The sequence below is a fragment of the Amycolatopsis orientalis genome (genome assembly GCF_000943515.2).
GTDB classification, from domain to species: domain Bacteria; phylum Actinomycetota; class Actinomycetes; order Mycobacteriales; family Pseudonocardiaceae; genus Amycolatopsis; species Amycolatopsis orientalis.
On sequence record NZ_CP016174.1, the window covers coordinates 406,488 to 427,721 of the forward strand.

Annotated in this window: 21 protein-coding genes and 2 tRNA genes; 7 read left to right on the forward strand and 16 right to left on the reverse strand. The window is 68.8% G+C overall.

Annotated features, from left to right (window positions below; all coding sequences use genetic code 11):
* Positions 1 to 274: 274 nt before the first annotated feature.
* The 7 genes from SD37_RS01965 to SD37_RS01990 all read right to left on the reverse strand — a co-directional run bounded on the left by SD37_RS01965 (position 275) and on the right by SD37_RS01990 (position 6,579).
* Positions 275 to 769: an Lrp/AsnC family transcriptional regulator gene (locus tag SD37_RS01965; RefSeq protein WP_044853589.1), complete on the reverse strand. Its 495-nt coding sequence runs from the start codon at positions 767 to 769 to the stop codon at positions 275 to 277.
* 168 nt (positions 770 to 937) lie between these two features.
* On the reverse strand, positions 938 to 2,281 hold the full coding sequence (gene lysA / locus SD37_RS01970; RefSeq protein ID WP_044853590.1) for a diaminopimelate decarboxylase: 1,344 nt from the start codon (positions 2,279 to 2,281) through the stop codon (positions 938 to 940).
* A gap of 142 nt (positions 2,282 to 2,423) precedes the next feature.
* On the reverse strand, positions 2,424 to 2,582 hold the full coding sequence (locus tag SD37_RS43000; RefSeq protein WP_167369603.1) for a DUF6307 family protein: 159 nt from the start codon (positions 2,580 to 2,582) through the stop codon (positions 2,424 to 2,426).
* Positions 2,583 to 2,592: 10 nt separating this feature from the next.
* Positions 2,593 to 2,775, reverse strand: coding sequence for an RGCVC family protein (locus SD37_RS01975; RefSeq protein WP_044853591.1), 183 nt, complete (start codon positions 2,773 to 2,775; stop codon positions 2,593 to 2,595).
* Positions 2,772 to 3,824: a fatty acid desaturase family protein gene (locus tag SD37_RS01980; RefSeq protein WP_044853592.1), complete on the reverse strand. Its 1,053-nt coding sequence runs from the start codon at positions 3,822 to 3,824 to the stop codon at positions 2,772 to 2,774. Before SD37_RS01980 ends, SD37_RS01975 begins: the two co-directional genes overlap by 4 nt.
* A 451-nt stretch (positions 3,825 to 4,275) precedes the next feature.
* Positions 4,276 to 5,199, reverse strand: a complete 924-nt coding sequence (locus SD37_RS01985) for a dihydrodipicolinate synthase family protein (protein ID WP_044853593.1) — start codon at positions 5,197 to 5,199, stop codon at positions 4,276 to 4,278.
* A gap of 150 nt (positions 5,200 to 5,349) precedes the next feature.
* Entirely contained in the window at positions 5,350 to 6,579 is a 1,230-nt protein-coding gene (locus tag SD37_RS01990; RefSeq protein WP_044853594.1) for a M20 metallopeptidase family protein, read from the reverse strand.
* A 76-nt stretch (positions 6,580 to 6,655) separates the two neighbouring features.
* Between SD37_RS01990 and SD37_RS01995 the strand changes: the two genes are divergently transcribed.
* From SD37_RS01995 to SD37_RS02005, 3 genes are all read left to right on the forward strand, one after another.
* The gene (locus tag SD37_RS01995; protein WP_201769701.1) at positions 6,656 to 7,138 is read left to right on the forward strand and encodes a tRNA adenosine deaminase-associated protein; all 483 of its coding nucleotides are present in this window, start codon (positions 6,656 to 6,658) and stop codon (positions 7,136 to 7,138) included.
* A 23-nt stretch (positions 7,139 to 7,161) separates the two neighbouring features.
* Positions 7,162 to 7,614: a nucleoside deaminase gene (locus SD37_RS02000; protein WP_044854018.1), complete on the forward strand. Its 453-nt coding sequence runs from the start codon at positions 7,162 to 7,164 to the stop codon at positions 7,612 to 7,614.
* 85 nt (positions 7,615 to 7,699) lie between these two features.
* Entirely contained in the window at positions 7,700 to 7,906 is a 207-nt protein-coding gene (locus SD37_RS02005) for a CsbD family protein (protein ID WP_044853595.1), read from the forward strand.
* Between the two features lie 46 nt (positions 7,907 to 7,952).
* On the opposite strand, the gene SD37_RS02010 is transcribed toward SD37_RS02005, so the two are convergent.
* Both SD37_RS02010 and SD37_RS02015 read right to left on the reverse strand, forming a co-directional pair.
* A tRNA-Ser gene (locus SD37_RS02010) sits at positions 7,953 to 8,040 on the reverse strand.
* Between the two features lie 42 nt (positions 8,041 to 8,082).
* On the reverse strand, positions 8,083 to 8,637 hold the full coding sequence (locus tag SD37_RS02015; RefSeq protein WP_044853596.1) for a DUF305 domain-containing protein: 555 nt from the start codon (positions 8,635 to 8,637) through the stop codon (positions 8,083 to 8,085).
* Between the two features lie 93 nt (positions 8,638 to 8,730).
* Between SD37_RS02015 and SD37_RS02020 the strand changes: the two genes are divergently transcribed.
* Positions 8,731 to 9,183 (forward strand): limonene-1,2-epoxide hydrolase family protein, encoded by a 453-nt coding sequence (locus SD37_RS02020; RefSeq protein WP_174567813.1) that lies wholly within the window; start codon positions 8,731 to 8,733, stop codon positions 9,181 to 9,183.
* A 599-nt stretch (positions 9,184 to 9,782) separates the two neighbouring features.
* Here the strand turns inward: SD37_RS02020 and SD37_RS02025 are convergent.
* Positions 9,783 to 11,117 carry a BNR-4 repeat-containing protein gene (locus SD37_RS02025; protein WP_065912735.1) on the reverse strand — a complete coding sequence of 445 codons (1,335 nt, stop codon included), beginning with the start codon at positions 11,115 to 11,117 and terminating at the stop codon, positions 9,783 to 9,785.
* A 194-nt stretch (positions 11,118 to 11,311) separates the two neighbouring features.
* Between SD37_RS02025 and SD37_RS02030 the strand changes: the two genes are divergently transcribed.
* A complete protein-coding gene (locus SD37_RS02030; RefSeq protein WP_065912736.1) occupies positions 11,312 to 13,783 on the forward strand; it encodes an endonuclease/exonuclease/phosphatase family protein in 2,472 nt (823 codons plus the stop codon).
* Positions 13,784 to 13,826: 43 nt separating this feature from the next.
* Here SD37_RS02030 and SD37_RS02035 read toward each other — a convergent pair whose 3' ends face one another.
* From SD37_RS02035 to SD37_RS02060, 6 genes are all read right to left on the reverse strand, one after another.
* The gene (locus SD37_RS02035) at positions 13,827 to 14,198 is read right to left on the reverse strand and encodes a hypothetical protein (RefSeq protein WP_044853599.1); all 372 of its coding nucleotides are present in this window, start codon (positions 14,196 to 14,198) and stop codon (positions 13,827 to 13,829) included.
* On the reverse strand, positions 14,191 to 16,932 hold the full coding sequence (locus tag SD37_RS02040; RefSeq protein WP_044853600.1) for an FtsK/SpoIIIE domain-containing protein: 2,742 nt from the start codon (positions 16,930 to 16,932) through the stop codon (positions 14,191 to 14,193). The genes SD37_RS02035 and SD37_RS02040 overlap by 8 nt, the downstream gene beginning before the upstream one ends.
* 15 nt (positions 16,933 to 16,947) lie before the next feature.
* Complete coding sequence (locus SD37_RS02045) at positions 16,948 to 17,193, reverse strand: hypothetical protein (protein WP_037320343.1); 246 nt, start codon at positions 17,191 to 17,193, stop codon at positions 16,948 to 16,950.
* A gap of 2 nt (positions 17,194 to 17,195) precedes the next feature.
* Positions 17,196 to 17,456 carry a hypothetical protein gene (locus SD37_RS02050; protein WP_037320341.1) on the reverse strand — a complete coding sequence of 87 codons (261 nt, stop codon included), beginning with the start codon at positions 17,454 to 17,456 and terminating at the stop codon, positions 17,196 to 17,198.
* Positions 17,457 to 17,596: 140 nt separating this feature from the next.
* Positions 17,597 to 17,681 (reverse strand) — tRNA-Ser (locus tag SD37_RS02055).
* Between the two features lie 72 nt (positions 17,682 to 17,753).
* On the reverse strand, positions 17,754 to 18,500 hold the full coding sequence (locus tag SD37_RS02060; protein ID WP_083254861.1) for a PP2C family protein-serine/threonine phosphatase: 747 nt from the start codon (positions 18,498 to 18,500) through the stop codon (positions 17,754 to 17,756).
* Between the two features lie 77 nt (positions 18,501 to 18,577).
* On the opposite strand from SD37_RS02060, the gene SD37_RS02065 reads away from it, so the two are divergent.
* Positions 18,578 to 20,242 (forward strand): N-6 DNA methylase, encoded by a 1,665-nt coding sequence (locus SD37_RS02065; RefSeq protein WP_044853602.1) that lies wholly within the window; start codon positions 18,578 to 18,580, stop codon positions 20,240 to 20,242.
* Positions 20,243 to 21,127 (forward strand): serine/threonine-protein kinase, encoded by an 885-nt coding sequence (locus SD37_RS02070; protein WP_044853603.1) that lies wholly within the window; start codon positions 20,243 to 20,245, stop codon positions 21,125 to 21,127. It abuts the gene before it with no gap.
* Positions 21,128 to 21,234 lie beyond the last annotated feature (107 nt).

The window sequence follows — 21,234 nt, forward strand, 5'->3', positions numbered from 1 at the left end:
CTCGCCGCATGAGACGCGGGGAAAGTTCCCTTCAGCCCCCGGGCATGGCCCCTGAGAGCAGGAACGAGGTCCCGCGGCCGCGGAGGCCCGGGTACGACCTTGGCCATGCCACCGGTCCCGCAACGACGTCGTGAGTGGCGAGTGTCGTTCTAACGTCACTCGCCACTCACGACCCCGCTCCCTCGGAACCTCAGGAGGAAAGCGAGCGACGACGAAGGGGCCTTTCCTCGCGAATTTCGCGGGGAAAGGCCCCTTCGTCACACGGACCGAGGTACTAGCGGGTCAGGTTGCCCCAGGCGTATGTCTGTTTTGCCAGTTTCAGATAGACCAAGGTCTCGGTGCTCACGACACCCGGGATAGGCCGGATGTCGTCGTTCAGCACACTCAAGAGGTGTTCGTCGTCCCGGCAGGCGACCTCGGCGAGCAGGTCGTAAGTTCCCGCGGTGAGGACGACGTAATGCACGTCCGGCAATCCGGAGAGCTGGTCGGAGACCGCCCGCGGATCGCCTTGGACCTTGATCCCGACCATCGCCTGCCGTCCGAGTCCGACGTTCGTCGGATCCGTGACCGCGACGATCTGCATCGTCTCGTCCCGCAGCAGTCGCTGGACGCGCTGCCGCACCGCCCCTTCCGACAGGCCGACGGCCTTGGCGAGCGCCGTGAACGAGGCCCGCCCGTCGACTTGCAACAGGGCGATCAGAGTGCGATCGGTATTGTCCAAACCTCTAGGTGTGCGCTGCTCCATCTGCGCGCGTGGTTCGTCACCCATGCCGTCCCTCCCTTTGTTTCGGCATGCGATTCTTGTCGCGCAGCGTATCGATCAATGTCCAGAATGCTACCGCCGTTAAGTTGTTTGTCGCGATTCTCTTTTCCAGCGTCGTCGCACGCAGGATTCTGTCGTTCGATAGAGCGAGTGGGGAGGTTTTCGGAAGGCGAGTCAGCCGAGGTCGCGTTTCAGCAGGTCTTCCTCGGTTTCCCGCCGGACGAGCAGGGTCGCCGTACCGCGCGAGACGCCCACGACCGGCGGCCTGCCGACAAGGTTGTAATTCGACGCGAGCGAGTGGTGGTAGGCCCCGGTGCACGGTACGGCGAGCAGATCCCCGGGGTGGACGTCGTCGGGAAGCGCCAGTCCGTCGGCGAGGACGTCGCCCGATTCGCAGTGCCGTCCGACCACCGTCATCGGCCGCCGGGCCGCGCGGCTGCGCCTGCCGATCAGGCGCGCGGTGTACGCGGCCCCGTAGAGCGCGGGCCGGGCGTTGTCGCTCATCCCGCCGTCGACGGCGACGAACGTGCGCGAACCGCGTTTCACCGCGCAGACCCGGTACACGGTGATACCGGCGGGACCGACGATCGCGCGGCCCGGTTCGATCGTCAGTTTCGGCAGGGGGAAGCCGTGCGACGTGCATTCGTACGCGAGTGCGACCCGCAGGCGGCGCACGTAGCCGTCGAGGTCGAAACCGGTGTCGCCGGGCAGATAGCGGACGGCGTGCCCGCCGCCGAGGTCCAGTTCCCGCAGCGTGACGCCGTGGGTCGCGCGGAGCCGGACGAGCACCGCGATCATCTTGCGCGCAGTCTGTTCGTAGAAGTCCACACGGGACACCTGCGAACCGATGTGGCAGTGCAGCCCCGCCAGCCGGAGCCCCGGCTGGGCGAGGACGGCGGAAACGGCCCTGTCGAGGTTGTCCCGGACCTCCTCGCGCAGCGAGAAGCCGAACTTCTGCCCCTCGGTGCCCGTGGTGATCGCCGCGTGCGTCCCCGCCGCGACGTCGGGGGTCACACGGATCAGCACCTGCTGCGCGCCGGTGGCGAGCGCACCGAGTTGCTCGATCTCGTCGAGCGAGTCCACCACGATCCGGCGGACGCCGTAGGACAACGCGGCCTTGAGGTCTTCGGGGGTCTTCGCGTTGCCGTGCAGCAGGATCCGCTCGGCGGGGAACCCGACCGACCGGGCCACGGCGATCTCGCCCGCGGAGCAGGTGTCGAGGGAGAGCCCTTCCTCGGCGATCCAGCGCAGGACCGCCCGGGTGCACAGCGCCTTGCTCGCGTACGCCACCTCGGCGTCCGGCAGCGCCCTTCGGTACGCGCGGGCGTTCTGCCGGACCTCGTCCTCGTCGAGCAGATACGCCGGGGTGCCGAACCGGGCGGCGAGGTGGGACACCGGGGCGCCGGCGAACAGCAGTTCCCCGCCGGGGCCGAGACAGGTGCTCCGTGGCCAGACACCGGGTTCGAGGTGGTCGGCGGCCTCGCAGCCGAGGCTGGGCAGGAGCTCGCTGAGCGTCACGGTTACCTCCGCGTCGATCGGTCAGTGCTCCGCCAGCACAACTCCGATCGACCCACCCCGGCCGCTCCGGCAACAGCTCCCTGACGGCCAGGGGCGGGTCACTGACGCGTTGTTAACGCGCGAGTAACTTCGGCCACACCCGTCAGCGGACCGGCTCCGGGACGGTGTCGAGGGCCCGGACCATGTGCACGGCCAGGGAGAACGCCGCCTCGTTGTCGAGGGTGGTGTGTTCGGTGACGATCTTCTTCACGGTGTCGACCCGCTTTTCGTAGCGGGAGACGGGGATGGTTTCGGCGTTCATGGTGCGTCCTCTATTCGGTTGTTTCGGGCTTCGTGGCGCAGGTGCAGCCGCGGCTGAAGCCGCCGGCCGCTGTCGCGGTGCAGAACCGCCGCGCGATCGCGTCGTGCGAGGACATCGGATGCGGGCAGGTCGGGCAGCGATCGTCGGCGGCGGGCTCGGCGACATCGCCGAGTGAGTGGACGGCGGCGGTCATCGCGCACCCGCCGTCGTCTGGGCGCGCAACGGAGCGCCGACCTCGTGCAGGTGCCGGAGGACGTACCCGTAGGACGCCGCCCAGCCGCACTGCGCGTAGTCGATGCCGTGCTTCTCGCAGAACTCCCGGACGATCACCTGGGCGTGCTTGAGATTCGGCCGCGCCATGCTCGGGAACAGGTGGTGCTCGATCTGGTAGTTGAGCCCGCCGAGGGCGAAGTCCACGACCGGACCGCCGCGCACGTTGCGCGAGGTCAGGACCTGCTTGCGCAGGAAGTCGAGCTTGTGGCCCGCCGACAGCGTCGGCATCCCCTTGTGGTTCGGGGCGAACGAGCAGCCCATGTAGACACCCCAAAGGCACTGGTGCACGGCGATGAAAGCGAAACCGACACCCGGCGAGAGGACCACGAACACGGCCGTCAGGTACGCGGCGATGTGGGCCAGCATCAGCGCCGATTCGAGCTTCCGGCGTTTGAAGCCGCGCTGGAAGATCGCCGTCACGCTCGACACGTGCAGGTTCAGGCCTTCCAGCAACAGCAAGGGGAAGAACAGGAAAGCCTGGTACTTCGCCATCCAGCGCAGGAAACCGCGCCGTTCGGCGCCTTGGGCCTTGGTGAAGATGAGGGCCGCGAGGTTGACGTCCGGGTCTTCGTCCTCGTGGTTGGGGTTGGCGTGGTGACGGTTGTGCGTCCCGATCCACCAGCCGTAGCTCAACCCGGTCAGTCCACCGTGGACGAATCCCGTGGCGTCGTTGGCCTTGCGGCTCGAGAAGATCTGCTTGTGCCCGGCATCGTGCCCGATGAAGGAGAGCTGCGTGAACATCATCGCGAAGAAGGCGGCGAGGAACAGCTGCCACCAGGAGTCGCCGAGGTGCGCGAACGCGACCCAGCCGCCCGCGAAGGCGAGGAGATTCAAGGAGATCTTCAGCGCGTAGTAGACACGCCTCCGTTTGAGCAAGCCGGCGTCTTTGACCAATTTGGACAGTTCGGCGAAGTCGGTGCCCTGTTTGGACGGCGACGCCGGCTGATCCAGCGGCGTTGCGAAGGTCATGAGGAATCACACCGTTCTGGTTTGTGAGAGTGGTCAGTCCAGCAACGGGTTTCGGTACACCGAAGGGTCTGGTTCGGCCGAGAGAGGCACTGGTCCCACAACACGCCACGGTAGCTCCGTGGTCTGTCCCCATCGTCCCACGGCCGTCCAGCGGAAGCAATTCACCCGGACAGCACGATCTGGCGTACAGTCAAGGACATCGAGGGAAACTTCCCCCGGTTCCGTCCGGTCCGAGATTCGACCGGAGACAGGAGCACCGGCCAGACATCGATCTCCTCGCGCTCATGGTCCCACCGGCTCCGCCGGTGAGCAGCCGCCCGCCACGCCGCACGGCGTGCCTCGAGGCGCCCATAAGGGCCAAGCCGCGATCGTCGATGGCCACGACCTCTGACCTGTCACCGTGTTCACGCCCACCCCCCAGGGAGGGCGTGAACACGGTCAGAAAAGTCTTCTAGCGAAGACCCCATTTTCCGAGCAGGACGCCGACCCGGTCCCGTTCGGCGCCGGTCAAGGGACGGCTCGGCGGGCGTACGTCCGCGCGGCACAAACCCAGCTGCGCCAACGCTTCCTTCACGACGCTCACGTTGTTGGCGTTCCCGTCCGCGGCCCGCAGCTCTTCGAAGGGCCGGACGCGTTCCCAGCAGGCCATCGCGCCGCGGAAGTCGCCGTCCCGCAGCGAGCCGAACATCTCCAGCGAGATCGACGGCGCGACGTTCACCAGTCCCGACGTGAACCCGGTCGCGCCGACGGCGAAGTAGCCCGGCGCGGACAGCTCCGCCAGTCCGGCGATCCACGCGAACCGCTCGAAGCCCGCGTCCCTCGCCACCGACGCGAACCGCACCGGATCCGGCACCGCGTACTTCACGCCGATGACGTTCGGGGCGGCGTCGCCGAGCCGGGTCAGCCGCTCGCCTTCGATCGCCGGGTCGCGCACGTAGAGCACGACGCCCAGTTCCGGGACCGACGCCGCGATGGCGCGGTGGTACTCGACCCAGCCGTCCGCCGAGACGTACGGATGCACGGGCTGATGGATCATGATCAGCTCCGCCCCCGTCTCGCGGGCGTGCCGCGCCGCGCGGATCGCCGTGGCGACGTCGTGTCCGACGCCGGCGACCACGGTCGCCCGCCCGGCCGCGGTCTTGACCGTCAGTTCGAGGCAGTGCCGCGCCTCGGCCTCGTCGAGGGCGTAGAACTCGCCGGTGTTGCCGTTCGGCGTCACGACGTCGATGCCGCCGGTGATCAGCCGGTCCACCAGCTTCGCGTAGGTCTCCGGATCCACGGCGCCATCGGCGTCGAACGGGGTCACCGGGATCGCTACGACCCCGGACAGCCGTCGTTTCAGCTCGTCGAACGAAGAAGCGGTCGTCACTGGCATGTCCGATCTGATATATGATGTGACAAGTCACGTTAGCACGATGGCCTCATCGGGACATGCGTCCTGAAAGTTGGGACGGGTGGTCGGTCCAAATGGTCGTGAGTGGTAATGACGGTTAGAACCGTCATTACCACTCACGAGACGAGATGACTACCGCAGTGCGTCGAGGGCGAAGGCGGCGTACAGCGCGACGCCGTTGGCCATGGCGTCCTCGTCGAAGACCACCCGGTTCGAGTGGTTGGCCTCGACCGTGGCCAGGTCCGCGCCGGGCGGGCAGGCGCCGAGGAAGGCGAAGGCGCCGGGCACGCGTTGCAGGACATAGGAGAAGTCCTCCGCGCCCATCACCGGGTCCTTCATCACCTCGGCGTTGCGGGCACCGAGGACCTCGGCCGCCAGTTCCAGCACCCGGCCCGCGACCCGCGGATCGTTCACGGTGACGGGGTAGCCGGGGAGGACTTCGGCGCTCACGCGGACGCCGTGCGCGGCGCCGACCGCCTCGCACACCTTCGGCAGCTCCTCGCGCACGAACGCCTGCGTCCGCTCGGACAGCGTGCGGATCGTGCCCTCCAGGAACGCCGTCTCCGGGATGATGTTCGTCGTCGTCCCGGCCTCGATCCGGGTGACCGAGACCACCGCGGGTTCGAACACGCTCACCTTGCGGGTCACCATCGTCTGCAGCGCGCTCACCATCGCGGCCGCCGCCGGAACCGGGTCGATGGCCTGGTGCGGCGCCGAGCCGTGGCCGCCCCGGCCGGTGACGGTGACGTGGAAGCTGTTCGCCGACGCCATGATCGGCCCCGGCCGCGTCTGCACGATGCCGGCCGCGACCTGGGTGAAGATGTGCAGGCCGAACGCCTTCTCGACCCGTTCGCCCGCGGCGTCGAGCACGCCCTCGTGGATCATGTGGCGCGCGCCGTGCTCGCCTTCCTCGCCCGGCTGGAACATGAAGACGACCGAGCCGGCCAGCTCGTCGGCGTGCTCGCTGAGCAGCCGCGCCGCCGAAGCCAGCATCGCGACGTGGGTGTCGTGCCCGCACGCGTGCATCACGCCGTCGTCCTCGGAGGCGAAGTCGAGGCCGGTGTCCTCCCGCAGCGGCAGCGCGTCCATGTCGCCGCGGAGCAGGACCGCCGGACCCGGCTTCCCACCACGCAGGACGGCGGTCAGCGAGGTGGTCGATTTGCCCTCGATGATCTCCAGCGGCAGCCCTTCGAGGGCCGCCTTGATCGCGGCCTGGGTCTTCGGCAGCTGGAGGCCGAGTTCCGGATTCCGGTGGATCTTCCGGCGGAGTTCTACGGTTTTCGCTTGGAGGGCGCGGGCTTCGTCCAGCAAACCGGCGAAGCGCGCGTCGGGGAGCGTGGGCAGGTCGGTGGGTCCGGTCATGTCTCGATAGTGGCGCATGAGGCGGTTCGGGCGCACCGTGCGTGCGTTCCGAATGCGGGCGGAATACGGTGTGCGCATGGCGGTGCAAGAGCCGATCACGGGGTTCGCGGTGGCCGTGGTGCGGGAGGACGGTCGATGGCGGTGCAGCTCTCTTGATCCAGGGGCGCTCGCCGAACTCGACGCTGCGATCACTGAGCTCGGAAAACTGCGTTCGACCGGTGCCGCCTTCGGGCTGCTGGCGGTCGACGACGAGTTCTTCGTGATCGTCCGGCCGAGTCCCCGAGGGCCTTCGTTGCTGCTGTCCGACGCGGCCGCGGCGCTCGACTACGACATCGCCGCCGACGTCCTCGACGTGCTGAGAGTCGACCCGCCGGACGAGGATGACGACGCGGTCTGGCCGGAGGGCGATCTGGAGATCCTGGCCGATCTCGGCCTGCCGGGGGCGGAGCTCGAGGTGATCGTCGGCGAGGTCGACCTCTATCCGGACGAACAACTCCAGATGGTCGCGCAGCGGTGTGGCTTCGCCGCCGAGTTCACCAAGATCCTGGACGAGATCTGAGCCCCTCCGCCTCCGCCGCCGACATCGCCGCCGTCCAGGCGGCGATCGCCGCGGCGCGGGGTGCGGGCGACGACGTGCCGATCGGCGCCGTCGTCCTGTCACCGGACGGGACCCCGCTGGCTTCGGCCCGCAACGCTCGCGAGGAACTCGGCGACCCAACGGCGCACGCGGAGATCCTCGCGCTGCGGGCCGCGTCCAAGATCTACGGCGACGGCTGGCGGCTTGAAGGCTGCACGCTCGCGGTGACGCTGGAGCCGTGCACGATGTGCGCGGGCGCCCTCGTGATGGCACGGGTCGCGAAGCTCGTCTTCGGCGCCTGGGAGCCGAAGACGGGGGCCGTGGGGTCGCTCTGGGACGTCGTCCGCGATCGGCGGCTCAGCCACCGAGCGGAGGTCGTCGGCGGCGTGCTGGAGAGCGAATGCGCCGCCCTGCTCGAAGACTTCTTCCACGGGCAACGGGGTAACCGCATCGGGTGAGCCGAGGTGTCACCTCCGGCTGGGCGGGTAACCCGAAGGCAGGCGGTCGCATACGGCGGCCGCGGTCGAAGGAGGAACATCCGCCATGAGCGTTTTCGACAAGGCGAAGGACAAGGCCGAGCAGGCCATCGGCGCCGCCAAGGAGAAGCTCGGCGAGAAGACCGGGAACCAGGACCTCGCGAATTCCGGCCGGGCCGATCAGACCGAGGGCCAGGTCAAGGAGACCGGCCACGATCTGCGCGACCGCGCGGAAGGCGGCGTGCAGGAGCTCAAGGACAAGTTCAACCAGTAGCCCACACGCAGAAGAGCCGGTCTCCGTGGAGACCGGCTCTTCGCTGCGGTGGCGGTGGGATTTGAACCCACGGACGGGTATTAACCGTCACACGATTTCGAGTCGTGCTCCTTCGGCCGCTCGGACACGCCACCGCCGAGAACAATACCGGAGGGCCTCACGGGCCCTTCAGGGGGTCAAGAAATCCGCGCGGTGATCTCGTCGATCGCCGCCGTCTGGTTCTCGACGATCTCCTGCGCCAGCGCCTTCGTCTCGGCGTGCTCGCCCGAGGACAGCACGGTCTTCGCCATCGTGACGCCGTTGCGCAGGTGTTCGGCCATCAGCGGGAGCCAGGCCCGGTCGAACTCGGCGCCGGTCAGGTTCTCCAGCCCGGCGACCTGTCCCGAGGTGATCATCCCCGGCATCGAATGCCCGGCGTGGCCCGCGGCGGGGAGCGCGGCCGCGTTCCACGACTGCAGCCAGCCGGTCATGGTCTGGACCTCGGCCGATTCGGCTTTGATGATCTTGGCCGCGATGGCCTTCACGAACTCGGACGCCGACCGTTCGGAGGCCAGGTTCGCGACCTGGATCGACTGCTGGTGATGCGGGACCATCTGCTGGGAGAACGTGATGTCGGCCTGGCTCGCGCCCGGCGTGCCCTGCGGCGCCGGCGCGGCACCCGTGGCCGTCGAGCAGCCCGCGAGTACCCAGACGAGCAGTCCGAGCAGGGCCATCGGCAGTCGCCGTCGCATTGAGACCTCCGTAGTCATGGGGAACCGGCCCCTCCGCCTTGTGATACGGCTGTGACCTTCCGGCGGTTCAAAAACGGATTAGCCTCGGTGAGCATGACGGATCCGAAGACCGTGGTGACCGGTTTCCTTCAGGCCCTCGAAGAGCTCGACATCGATCGCGCGCTCGGCTTCGTGGCGATCGACATCGTCTACCAGAACGTCCCGCTTCCCCCGGCTCGCGGCCTTGCCGCGGTGGAGAAGCAGCTGCGCACCCTGGCCCGCTACGGCAGCGGGTTCGAGGCGCGCACCCACCACATCGCCGCCGACGGCCCGATCGTGCTCACCGAGCGCACCGACGTCCTGCGGCGCGGTTCGTGGGAGGCCGAGTTCTGGGTGTGCGGCACGTTCGAGGTGCGCGACGGCCGCATCGTGCTGTGGCGCGACTACTTCGACTGGACGACGTTCCTGGCCGCGAGCGCGAAGGGCGCGGGCAAGGCGGCGATCGCCGGGGCGAAGTCGCTCCTCGGGAAGTACCGGACGCGGCAGGTGCGTGGCCGCGACTCGTGAGTGGCGCGAGGCCAGCGCTGTTGTGACTGCTGGTGCTTGCGGGCCATATGTGGCGACCATCGAGTCCGTGAAGGCCTCCTTGAGGGACCCAGAGTCCCTCAAGGAGGCCTTCACGGACCGGCGCCTGACCTGCGGGGTGGCGTGTGGATCGTGAGGCGGTGCGACGCCACACAGGGTGCGGCTCTCGGGGCGCGAGCCGGAGCAGTGGGTAAGCAACTGCGGGTCCCCGAAGGAGTCCTTCGCGGACCGGGCTCGGGATCAACCGCCGCCGCCCAAGTAGAGCCTTAAGGCACGGTCTGACCGTCATCACCACTCACGAGGACGGAAGCGGTCCGGACATGACGCACCGCCGGCGTACGGGCTCCGTCCTCCCCCGACGGGTCCCGTGCACCGGCGGTGCGCCCCCCATTCCCCCGGTTCCCCCCGCTCGCCCTCCCCGGCGAGCGCCAGAAGCCTTGCGGCCGCCGGGGGCGAGACCTGCCCTCCGGCGACGTGAGCGGCGATTGTGTCTTCGCTCACGTCGCCAAAGGTAACTCCGGAAATGCCCGGTTGTACCCGGACTTGAGGTTCATTTAAGGCAGGGAAACCCCAATGGGCTATTAGCGCGGCGCCCCCGCTACATAAATGTCACCGTCGGCCACGGAGACGTCACGGGCGCTGGCCGCCCCGGTCGCCAGAATGCGGGCGGGGTCCCGGAATCCGGTGATCACCTCGACGCGCTGGACCGGTTTCGGTGTGGTGATCACGGTTTCCGGCTTCCAGACGCGCCCATTCCCGAGCAGGAACGTTTCGATGTCCGGCCGTCCGTCCCGCGTTCCGTAAACGCGCCAAGTGCCGCCCTTGAGGGGTTCGATCTCGCGCAATCGGAGTCCGTTCGCGACTTCGCGCACTTCCCACTCCCGGCCGTTCCACGCCCCCGCGAAATCGCGCGGCGAGCCTGCGGCGTCGAACTGGAACCAGGTGACGAACGGTTTGCCGTCGCGCTGCGTGCCGACCTGGAGGATGTAGTCCGGCGACTTGAGTCCGCCCGGGAGTTCGAGCGGGGTTTCGACGACCTTGAGGTACCGCTCCTGTTCGGCGTCGTCGACCTGAGTGCCGAGGTCGTGACCCGCCGCGGAGAAGAAGCGCAGGGTACGGACGTCGAACGACAGATAGTAGACGTTGCGGTGGTAGACGTCGTGCTTGTGCTGTGTCGGCCCACCGCCGGCCAGCGTGTAGACGAACTGGATCCGCCCGGACGACGGCGAATAGCGCAACTGGCCGACGTAGACCTCGTCCATGTGGTCGGCGCGGCCCAGCGAACCGAACGCCCACGGTTTCCCGGTCAGCTGCACCGAGTTCTTCCACGTCTTCCCGTCGTCGCGGGAGACGATGTACTTCATCGGGCGGAAGTCGCTGTTCGCGGTGGGATCGAGTTCGTTCGTCGTCTCCCGGTAGAACAGGAACAGCGTGCCGTCGACGGTCTTGACCGGCATCGGATAGCTCGCCGAGTCCCCCTCGGGGATCTCGGTGTCGGTCCAGGTGCCTTCGAGCGAATGGGCCAGCGGCGCGCGGCTGATCACGGTGCGCGTGTTGTGCATACCGCGGAAGATCAGCAGGTGGCCGTCGCCGGCGAGCAGCATCGTCGGGTAGTTGTGCGGATCGGACTCGCCGTCGGCGATCTTCTTCGGCGCGGTCCAGGCGCCGGTCCGGTGGTCGTAGGCCTGGACGTAGGTGTCGGCCGCCTTGCCGGACCACGAGATGAAGGTCTTGCGCGCGACGGGATCGTGGCCCCCGCCCGCGTTCGGCCGCCGGTCGGTGCGGGACGCGACCGCGCTCGCCGCGATCATCACCTCGAAAGCGGGCTTCCCGGGTGGTCCGGCGGCCGCCGGGGGAACCGGGGTCACGAGACCCGCGGCGAGGAGAGGGACGAGCACGCGAAGTAGTCCGCGCATGAAGACGCCTCCTGAGGTGTGCAGGCGGCGGACCTTGATCCTCTCACGCGAGAACACGGCGAAACCAGCCCTGAAGCCGACGAAAGCAGGGGTCCGAACGGGCTAGCGGTGACGAATCGTTGTCTTGCCGTCTTCCTCATTTCACTTGTTCGGGGGAGTATTCCTCGACCGATCTTGCGAAGAGGGGACTCAGCGTGACCACATCCCGACGTGCTGCCCGGAGAAGGGCCCTGACCGTGGCCGTCGCCTCCGGGCTGGCCGTGAGCGGTGCCGCCGCTCCGGCCGCGCTCGCCGCGCCCAGCGCCGACGCCGTGATCGCCGAGGTCTACGGCGGTGGTGGCAACTCGGGGGCCACGCTGATCAACGATTTCGTGGAACTCGCCAACCGTGGCGCCGCCATCGTGAACCTCGACGGCTTCAGCGTCCAGTACGCGCCCGCGTCGGGGAGCGGCTGGCAGGGCACGCCGCTGACCGGCGGGGTCGCGCCGGGTGCGCGGTACCTGGTCGCGGAGGCGAAGGGCGCGGGCGGCACCGTCGCCCTGCCGACGCCGGACGCCACCGGGACGATCACCCTGTCCGCCACCGCGGGCACCATCGCGCTCGTCCAGGGCACCACCGCGCTGACCTGCAAGACCGCCGCGGACTGCGCCGCCGACACCCGGGTCAAGGACCTCGTCGGATTCGGCTCCGGCGCCGTCATCCGCGAGGGCGCCGCGGCACCCGCGCCGTCCAACACCACGTCCGTCGCCAGGGCGGCGACGCTGGCGGACACCGACGACAACGCCGCCGACTTCACCGCCGGCGCGCCCACCCCGACCAACGGCAAGGGTGAGACGCCGGGTGAGACCGGACCGCCGCCGGTGACCGCCAAGATCCACGACATCCAGGGCAGCACCCGGATCTCGCCGTTCAAGGACCGGAAGGTCGCCGGGGTCACCGGCGTCGTGACCGCGATCCGGAGCTTCGGCTCGGCTCGTGGGTTCTGGATCACCGACACCGCCCCCGACGCCGACCCGCGCACCAGCGAGGGGCTGTTCGTCTTCACCGGCTCGACCACGCCCGCCGTGACCGTCGGTGACGCGGTGACCGCCACCGGAACCGTCCGCGAGTTCTACCCGGACGCCCCCGCGACCTCGCCGTACCAGTCGCTCACCGAGCTGACGAGTGCACAGTGGACGGTCGATTCGAGCGGGAATGCCGTACCCGCGCCGACAGTCGTCACGCCGGACTCGGTCCCGGACACCGTCGCCCCCGCTCCGGGAGGCGACATCGAACCGCTGCCGCTGGAGCCGGCGAAGTACTCGCTGGACTTCTGGGAGGCGCACGAGAGCGAGCCGGTCAGCGTCTCCGACGCGCGGGTCGTCGGCCCGACGTCGTCGTTCAACGAGCTTTACGTGACCACCAAGCCGAAACAGAACCCGAGCGTCCGCGGCGGCGCGGTGTACCTGGACTACGACCGGCTCAACACCGGTGTCCTGAAGGTCGCGTCGCTGATCCCGTTCGCCGAGCAGCCGTTCCCGAAGGTCAACACCGGTGACGTGCTCACCGGCGAGACCGCCGGTCCGGTCGAGTACAGCAACTTCGGCGGCTACACGCTGTTCGCGACGAAGCTCGGTGCCGCGAAGGACAACGGACTCCAGCGGGAGAGCACTCGCGCGCAGCGCGGCGGTGAGCTGTCGGTGGCGACCTACAACGTCGAGAACCTGTCCGCTTTGGACAGTGCGGAGAAGTTCGGCGAGCTGGCCAAGGCCATCGCCACCAACCTGGCGAAGCCGGACATCCTGAACCTGGAAGAGATCCAGGACAACAACGGGCCCGCCAACGACGGCACCGTCGCCGCGGACCAGACGTTGCGGAAGTTCGTCGACGCGATCGTCGCCGCCGGCGGCCCGCGCTACGAGTGGCGTCAGATCGATCCGGAGAACGGCAAGGACGGCGGGCAGCCGGGCGGCAACATCCGCGTCGGCTTCCTGTTCAACCCGGCCCGGGTGTCCTTTGTGGATCGACCCGGCGGCGACGCGGTCACCCCGGTCGGCGTGGTCAAGGAACGCGGCAAGACCCATCTGACCATCTCGCCCGGCCGGGTCGAACCCGCCGACGAGGCGTGGGGGTCCAGCCGCAAGCCGCTGGCCGGCGAGTTCGTCTTCCAGGGCCGCACCGTGTTCGTCATCGCGAACCACTTCAACTCCAAGGGCGGCGACCAGCCGACGCACGGCCGCAACCAGCCGCCGGTGCGGAGTTCCGAAGTGCAGCGGGCCAAGCAGGCGACCGTGCTCCGCGGTTTCATCGACAAGGTGCTCGCGTCGGACAAGAACGCGAACATCATCGTGGCCGGTGACCTGAACGACTACCCGTTCTCGCCCGCGGTACAGACCCTGACCGCCGGTGGCGCCCTGAAGGACCTCATCGCGTCGCTGCCGGAGAACGAGCGGTACAGCTACGTTTTCGAGGGCCAGTCGCAGGTGCTGGACCACATCCTGGCGTCGCGGGCGCCGCGCGGGACCGAGTACGACGTCGTCCACCTGAACGCGGAGTTCGCGAAGCAGGCGAGCGACCACGACCCGCAGGTGCTGCGGTTCCGGCCGAGCACGGGCAACCCGGTCCAGGACACCTTTTATGACCTGACCGACTACCTGGAGAAGGTCTTCGGTCCCTACCTGCCCTGATGGTCTCGTGAGTGGTAATGACGGTTAGAACCGTCATTACCACTCACGAGCGTTTGGCGCGCCAGCCGAGGGAAAGGACGGCCTGGACGAGTTCCTGGTAGCTCGGCTTGACCTCTTCCAGGTACCGCTCCAGGTAACCGGCCCGCGCGGTCGGCACCGGCTGCGGTTCCTCGTCGTCCGGCAGCCAGGAGAGGCCTTCGACGTTGTGCTGGGCCATCTTCCACCAGCGCGTGCACCGGTCGATCGCCCGCTGCTCGCGTTCGGCGGCGTCCGCGACGGCCTGATGCGCTTCGGCGAGCCGGGCCTCCAGCTCGTCCGCGCGGCCGATCTCCCAGTTGCGGAGGTTCTCCGCCGAAGCGCGCGCGAGGCCGACGATCTCCTTGTACCGCATCGCCGCGGTGATGCCGTCATCCATCGAGAAGCCCTTCCGGACGCTGGAACGGGATGATCACCTCGGGGGCGCCGTGGGTGGTGCGGTCGAAGAACAGCGCGCGACCCGGTCGCGGCGACCAGTGCACGACCTGCCCGGCGGCGAACGGCGACAGTTCGTTGCCCTGGACGTCCAGCGCCGCCCAGGTGCCGATGTCGTCGGTGCCCGCGAACCCGAGGGTGTCCTTGAGCCGCGCGATACTGCGCCACCAGCCGATGGTGTGGACGCCGTGCGTCGGCCCTTGCTTCAGCAGGACCCGTAGCTGGTCCAAGCCGCTCTTCAGCTGTCCGGGCGCCTTGGCCTCCAGCGCGGGGATCGAGGCATCGACGCCGTACAGCAGCAGCACTTTAGCAGTGTCCAAAGAGGACAAATTCTCCGCGATATCGATTACCCGGCCGGGCAGATCGTCGACCAGTGAGGCGTGGTGGCCGTCCGCTTGGAGCCGTTCGACCAGCTCCGTCACCGCCGGGACGGACGCCTCGATCGGGCAGCTGAGCACGAACTCCACCGACCCGTGCGGATGCTGACGGGCCAGTGAGCGCGCGGCGGAGTCCATGATGGACAGTGCCTCCGCCGTGGCGGCGCCCAGGACCGCGACGTTCCGGCCCGGCGCCTTCGGCAGGTCGACCCCGCAGGCGGCCTCGTCGACGTCGATGGACTGACCCAGCAGGGCCCGCGGCTTCTTCGTCGGCTTGAGATCGTTGAACGCCGGGAACCGTTCCAGGACGGGGGAATGCGCGCCGTCGAACAGCCGGGGCCGCTTGAACGACTCCGAGTACCGTTCCCACAGCCGGTGCTGCAGCTTGACGAAGACGTCCTTGCTGCTCGCGTCCGGCACATGGGCGAGCTGGTTCCCGTGCGCGACACCGGAATCGTGGTTGATCACCGCATGCCACTTCGGTGCCGAAACCGCCGCGTTGTTGGTCTCGGACAGCACCCGCCGCGCCTTCGGCATCGCGATCCGCAGCGTGCACTGCTCGAACACCGCCGGTTTGCCCCAGAACGCCTCGATCCCGGCGACGTCCTGGCTCGCCAGCACCAGGTGGATGCCCTGCGACCGGCCTCGCCGCGCGATGTCCTCCAGCAGCTGGGTCGCGGTCGCCGTCACCCCGTCGCGGCCGGCGAACAGGTACTGGAACTCGTCGATCACCGCCACGATCCGCGGCCAGTGCCCGCCGGGGTCCTGCTCGCGCAGGTCCGCGAGATTGGTGACCTCGTGCTGTTTCGCCGCCGCCGAACGACGGCGCAGCTCGTCGGCGAGGAACCGCAGCAGCGCCAGGCCGAACTCGCGGTCGGTGTTGACGTTGACGCCGATGAGCTTGGCGTGCGGCAGCCAGCTGGCGTCCCGCCGCCCCGGCGCGAGCCCGGCGAACGACACGCCTTCCTTGAAGTCCAGCAGATACAGCGCGAGTTCGTCCGGCGAGTACCGCGCCGCGAGGCTGCCGAGCAGCGAGTACAGGAAGTTCGTCTTCCCCGAACCGCTCGGCCCGCCGATGAGCGCGTGCGGGCTGGCGTCGCCGATGACGACCTCCACCGCCTCGCCCTCGTAGAACCCGACCGGCGCCCGCAGTTCCCGTGCCGAACTCTCCTTGCCCAGCTCGGTGGGCAGGAGGTCGGCGAACGAACGGGGCCCGCCCTGTTTGGCGATCAGCGCCTCGGCGATCCGCCCGGCGGCCCGGATGACCTGCGCGGACGGCATCGGCGGATCGAGGTCGACGACCAGGTCCGGACCGGTCATGCTGCTGACCGCGCGACGGTCGTCGAGGAGGCTCAAGGTCTCCACCGACGTCGACAGCGTGGTCGGCACGTCGACGAGGATCAGGCAGATCCCGGCCGCGAGCGCCCCGCTGGCGACGCGTTTCAGTTCGCGGGCGCGCTCCGGTTCGAGGGTCTCCCCGTTGCCGTAGAGCACCGCGACACGGAACGGTTCGACGCGCTGGCCGCTCGCCTGCCGGAGCTCCCGCAGCGAGGTGTGGCCCGCCTGCATCCCGGTCGCGTGGATACGGCGGATGTGCCCGGCGAGCTCGTCGAGGAGGTCTTCGAGCCGTCCCGGGTCGTACAGGGTGAGCGCGCTCGTGCGGCTCAGCGGGTAGAGGTCCGGCAGGATCGCGGTCAGCTGCCCGACGTCCCACAGGTGGACGCGCACCGCGCCGGGCTCGAACGTGCTCAGCACGCGCATCAGCAGGTTCTGCACGATGCCGTCCACCGCGGCCCGGGTCTTCGGTGCCGAGGTGATGGACAGATGCGACTCGTCGAGCAGGGGGATGGCGACGTCGAACGTGCGCGGGATGTCGCGGCCCGGCACGGTCGCCGAACCGACGCGCCACAGCCCCGGCGCGCTGATGCCGGGATTCCCGCCGACGCGGCCGAGCCAGTTGCCCGGCTGCTGCCCGGCGGGGCCCGGCGCGTTGTGCGCGACCAGGTCGCGCAGCGCGTCCGGCCCCGCTTCCCAGTCCGCGTAGAACTGGCCCCGCACGGTGCCGAGCATGCCGAACACCTCGGTCGCGGCGGGATGCCGCGACCATTCGGCGTGCTGATCGGCGGTGGAGTTGTTCATCCCCACCCGGACTATCTGCCGTTCCAGTTCCAGCTTGGCCAGTTCCGCCTCGGCGGCCTGGCGGGCGCCGTCGGCGGCCCCGAGGACGAGCCCGATCTGGTGCCGGACCCGCTCCAGCGCCGTGGCGACGCGATTGCGCTGTTCACTCGCTTTGCTGCCCATACCGGCTCGCCGATCTCAGAGGCGTGATTGGTAACCGCTGACCAGGTCGTCAGCGGCGGAAAGGCGCGTCAGGAGGTTTTCTATTCCCTCGTCGGCCTGCGCCAGCTGCGACGGCACCCAAGGCACGGCCTGGGCCTGTGGATCCACGATGGCTCGGCGGGCCTCTTCGAGCAGGCTTCTGGCCCGCTCGGCATGAGTGCGCCCGTCGGCGAGGCCGGTTTGGACGGCCGTCAGCAGCTGGTGCAGTTCTTCGAGGTACATGCTCAGAGGCGGGTGGAGTACGACTCGGCGGACGAGATGCCCGCCTGGATGGTGCTCTGCATGCCGGTGATGCCCTGCAGGGCTTCGGCGAGAAGCCCGTGAGCCTGGCTCACCTCGTGCTGGGTGCTGCCCTGCGTGGCCTGGGACAGCGAAAGCTGGGCTTCTTCAAGAGATTGCGCTGCCTGCTGAAGTGCGGCGATACCCGCGGATGCTTTTTCGTTCGCGAGCGCGATACCAGCGCGGATCTCTTCGACTCCGGCCATTTTGGCGGACTCCTTGGGACGTCGGGGGCTGGAACGACCACCATTAAACTTAGCGTGATCAACTGACTCTGTTAAGTGAAGGTCCTGCTAAGTAATCAACAAGGCCCCGGACGTCGGAACGTCCGGGGCCTTGCTGACGGCGGAGGATACAGGATTCGAACCTGCGAGGGCGTGAACCCAACACGCTTTCCAAGCGTGCGCCTTAGGCCGCTCGGCCAATCCTCCGTGGGGAACTTTACCGGATGCCTTCTCGCCCCTTCGAAGGCGGGTCTGACCTGCGTTTCCGGCTTGGCCGTCTCAAGCCCGCGATGACGCGAGGACGTCGGCGACGACGCAGGTGATGTTGTCCGGTCCGCCGCCCTCGTTGGCCAGGTGGATCAGTCTCGGCACGGTCTCGGCGGGATCTTGGAAGGCGCCCAGGACGTCCTTGATAACGGTTTCGACAACCGTTGCCGTTAACCCGTCCGAGCACAGCAGGAGACGGTCTCCGGGGGCCGCGTCGAAGGTCCAGATGTCCGCTTCGCCGCTGCCGGTGCTCAGGAGTGCCTTCATGAGCAGTGAGCCGCGAGGGTGCCCTTCGGCCTCCGACGCGTCGATGCGCCCGTCGTCCACGAGCGCCTGCACGAGGGTGTGGTCGCGGGTGATCTTGTGCAGTGTCCCGTCGCGCAGGAGATACCCACGGGAGTCGCCGATATGCGCGGCCGCGAACTGCGCGCCGTCGAACAGCAGGGCGGTCAGGGTGGTGCCCATGCCGTGCGTCTCCGGTTCGCGTTCGGCCGTCGCGACCAGCCGGTCGCCGATCGCGCGGACGCCACCGGACAGGACCTCGATCAGGTCGACCTCCGCGAGGTCGAACGAGCGGAGGTCCGCGTCGAGCCGGGACAGGACGCCGACCGCTTCGGCGCTCGCCACTTCGCCGTGCGGCTGGCCGCCGATGCCGTCGGCGACCGCGAGCAGCCTGGGGCTGGCGTAGACCGAGTCCTGGTTGACCTGACGGCGCCGCCCGACGTCCGAGCCGGCCGCGTACCGAAGGGTGTACGTCATAGCACCCAGTAAAGCAGCTGTGTACTGAGTTCACAAACGTGAGGCTGGAATGCTCAGCTGTCGGTTACGATGCGCCGATGGAGGAGCAAGCCACCGTCAGCGCGGCGGACATCGCCCGCGTCGCCGGCGTCGGCCGCGCCGCGGTGAGCAACTGGCGTCGACGGTACGGCGATTTTCCGCCGCCCGTCGGCGGGACCGCGTCGAGCCCCCTCTTCGCGTTGTCCGACGTCGAAAACTGGCTGCGTGAGCGCGGGAAGCCGTTCGAGGTCCCGCTCGGTGAGCGCGTCTGGCAGCGGTTGCGGAACCTCGGTGACGACCTGTCGTTGAGCCTGCGCGTCGGCAGGATGGGCTCGTTCCTGTCCCGGCGGGGGTCCGAGGAGTGGGAACTCTCGCCGCGCTACGACGATCCGGAGCTGTTCGAACTGCTGGACCGCTTCGCCGAGGAGCAGGGAGCGCGGGAGGCCTTCGAGTTCCTGTGCGCCCGCTACGTCGAGGCGCACTCCCGTCAGTTGTCCGTGACCGCGGAACCGGTGGTCGCGCTGATGTCCCGGCTCATCGGTCCCCGTCCCGGCGTCGTACTCGATCCCGCGTGCGGACTGGGGACGCTCCTGCTCGCCTCCGGCGGCGCCCGGCTGCTCGGCCAGGTCGACGACCCGTCGATCTCGTGCATCGCCGCGCACCGGCTGCTGCTCGCGGGCGCGGACATGGAGATGTACGGCGCGCACGCGCTGACGATGGACTCCTACGAGGGACTTCTCGCGGACGCCGTCGTCTGCGATCCGCCGTTCAACGAACGGGAATGGGGTTACGACGAACTCGTCGGCGACCCGCGCTGGGAGTACGGCCAGCCGCCGCGCGGCGAACCGGAACTGGCGTGGGTGCAGCATTGTCTCGCGCATGTGAAACCCGGCGGACTGGTCGCGATCCGCATGCCGCTGGCCGCCGCCGGCCGCCGGACGGGCCGCCGGATCCGCGGGAACCTGTTGCGCGCCGGTGCCTTGCGCGCGGTGGTGACGGTCGCCGGCGCGGATCTCTGGCTGCTGAGGCGGCCGGAGCCGGGCGAGCGCCCGCCGTCCCGGCTGCTGCTGCTCGCCGAACCCGATCCGTCCACTGTGGATGGACTGTGGCGCGAGCATCTGCGCGGGGCGGAGGTGCCGGGCGCGGTCCGGATCATCGACCTGCTCGACGAGGAGATCGACCTCTCCCCGGCCAGGCATCAGGCGCGGGACGAACACGCGGGCGAGGCATTCCTCGAAGTGCGACGGCATTTCGAGGCGATCCGGCCGGAACCGCCGTCGCTGGCGGTCTCCGACGAGAAGCCCGCGTTCACCACGATCGGCGAGCTGATGAAGGCCGGTGTGCTCAGTGTGCCGGACTCGGTGGAGGCGGGAGACGTCATCGCCTCGCCCGCCGTGCCCGCCTATGTCCACAGTGGACCTTCGGTCGGCGTCGATCCGTCTGTGTCCAGGTATCGCACCGACCCCGAACGGCTGGACGCGGCGTTCCTGGCGGGCTGCCTGCGCGCGGCCGGGCAGATCGCGCCGACGTCGTCGACCAGGATCGACCTCAAGCGCACCCGCGTCCCCCGCCTCCCGATCGAGACGCAGCGTGCCCACGGGGAGGCGTTCACCCGGCTCGCGGCCTTCGAGGACGCCTTGCGAGAGGCGGCGGAATCGGGCCTGGAGCTGGTGAGACTAGGCTTGGCCGGACTCACCGAAGGACAGTTGATCCCGGAGAATTAGGTGCTGATAGCGGACCGCTACGAACTCGACGAGCTGCCGCTCGGCCGGGGTGGGATGGGCGCGGTCTACGCGGGCCACGACCGGCATCTCGGCCGCCGCGTGGCGGTGAAGTTCCTCGGACTCCCCGGCGGTCCGGACGCGGAACTCGAACAGCGGTTCATCCGGGAAGCGCGGATCCTCGCCACGCTGGAACACATGGGTGCGCCGACGTTGTACGACTTCGGGACCTATGACGAGCGGTTGTACCAGGTCATGCAGTTCATCGAGGGCGTGACCGTGGCCGATCTCGCCGCCGAGCACGGGCCGCTGCCGGTGCCGTGGGCGGCCGCGATCGCCGCGCAGGCGTGCGCCGTCCTCTCCGCCGCGCACGCGCTTTCGATCTGCCACCGCGATCTCAAGCCCACCAACCTGATGCTGTGCCCCGACGGCAGTGTGAAGGTGCTCGACTTCGGGCTCGCGATGCTGCGCGAGACCGACGTCGCCCAGTTCACCCGCGCCGGGCAGATCCTGGGCACGCCCGCGTACATGGCGCCGGAGCAGATCCAGCGCGGGGTCGCGGGACCGCGCAGCGATCTGTACGCGCTGGGCTGTGTACTGCACGAGATGCTGACCGGCAGGCAGTTGTTCACCGGGCCGACGGCGTACGCGGTGTTCGAGAAGCAGGTCAAGGAGAGTCCGGCCGAAGTGGACGGAGTCCCGGGTGGACTGAACGTCCTGCTCGCGGATCTGCTGGAGAAGGATCCGGAACGGCGTCCCGCGGACGCGAACGAGCTGTTCGCGCGGCTGGACGTGTTCGCGCGGGAACTGCCGCCCCTGCCCGGCTATCTGGACGAAAGCGCCAATCCGGGCCGGATGTACGCGCGAGTCGTCGGCCGCGTGCACTGATTCCCGCAGGTCAGCGACCCCGAGACGTGATCGTGACCTGGCGATCAACAACCCCTGACGGGTGAGTTCCGTCTTTACCCATGTCAGACGGACTACGGACAATCGGG

Excerpts from the sequence above, each read along its gene's own strand:
- SD37_RS01965 (WP_044853589.1), bottom strand. The coding sequence starts at position 769 with ATGGGTGACGAACCACGCGCGCAGATGGAGCAGCGCACACCTAGAGGT.
- SD37_RS43000 (WP_167369603.1), bottom strand. The coding sequence starts at position 2,582 with ATGAACGCCGAAACCATCCCCGTCTCCCGCTACGAAAAGCGGGTCGAC.
- SD37_RS01975 (WP_044853591.1), bottom strand. The coding sequence starts at position 2,775 with ATGACCGCCGCCGTCCACTCACTCGGCGATGTCGCCGAGCCCGCCGCC.
- SD37_RS01980 (WP_044853592.1), bottom strand. The coding sequence starts at position 3,824 with ATGACCTTCGCAACGCCGCTGGATCAGCCGGCGTCGCCGTCCAAACAG.
- SD37_RS01985 (WP_044853593.1), bottom strand. The coding sequence starts at position 5,199 with ATGCCAGTGACGACCGCTTCTTCGTTCGACGAGCTGAAACGACGGCTG.
- SD37_RS01990 (WP_044853594.1), bottom strand. The coding sequence starts at position 6,579 with ATGACCGGACCCACCGACCTGCCCACGCTCCCCGACGCGCGCTTCGCC.
- SD37_RS01995 (WP_201769701.1), top strand. The coding sequence starts at position 6,656 with ATGGCGGTGCAAGAGCCGATCACGGGGTTCGCGGTGGCCGTGGTGCGG.
- SD37_RS02005 (WP_044853595.1), top strand. The coding sequence starts at position 7,700 with ATGAGCGTTTTCGACAAGGCGAAGGACAAGGCCGAGCAGGCCATCGGC.
- SD37_RS02015 (WP_044853596.1), bottom strand. The coding sequence starts at position 8,637 with ATGCGACGGCGACTGCCGATGGCCCTGCTCGGACTGCTCGTCTGGGTA.
- SD37_RS02020 (WP_174567813.1), top strand. The coding sequence starts at position 8,731 with ATGACGGATCCGAAGACCGTGGTGACCGGTTTCCTTCAGGCCCTCGAA.
- SD37_RS02025 (WP_065912735.1), bottom strand. The coding sequence starts at position 11,117 with ATGCGCGGACTACTTCGCGTGCTCGTCCCTCTCCTCGCCGCGGGTCTC.
- SD37_RS02035 (WP_044853599.1), bottom strand. The coding sequence starts at position 14,198 with ATGGATGACGGCATCACCGCGGCGATGCGGTACAAGGAGATCGTCGGC.
- SD37_RS02040 (WP_044853600.1), bottom strand. The coding sequence starts at position 16,932 with ATGGGCAGCAAAGCGAGTGAACAGCGCAATCGCGTCGCCACGGCGCTG.
- SD37_RS02045 (WP_037320343.1), bottom strand. The coding sequence starts at position 17,193 with ATGTACCTCGAAGAACTGCACCAGCTGCTGACGGCCGTCCAAACCGGC.
- SD37_RS02050 (WP_037320341.1), bottom strand. The coding sequence starts at position 17,456 with ATGGCCGGAGTCGAAGAGATCCGCGCTGGTATCGCGCTCGCGAACGAA.
- SD37_RS02060 (WP_083254861.1), bottom strand. The coding sequence starts at position 18,500 with ATGACGTACACCCTTCGGTACGCGGCCGGCTCGGACGTCGGGCGGCGC.
- SD37_RS02065 (WP_044853602.1), top strand. The coding sequence starts at position 18,578 with ATGGAGGAGCAAGCCACCGTCAGCGCGGCGGACATCGCCCGCGTCGCC.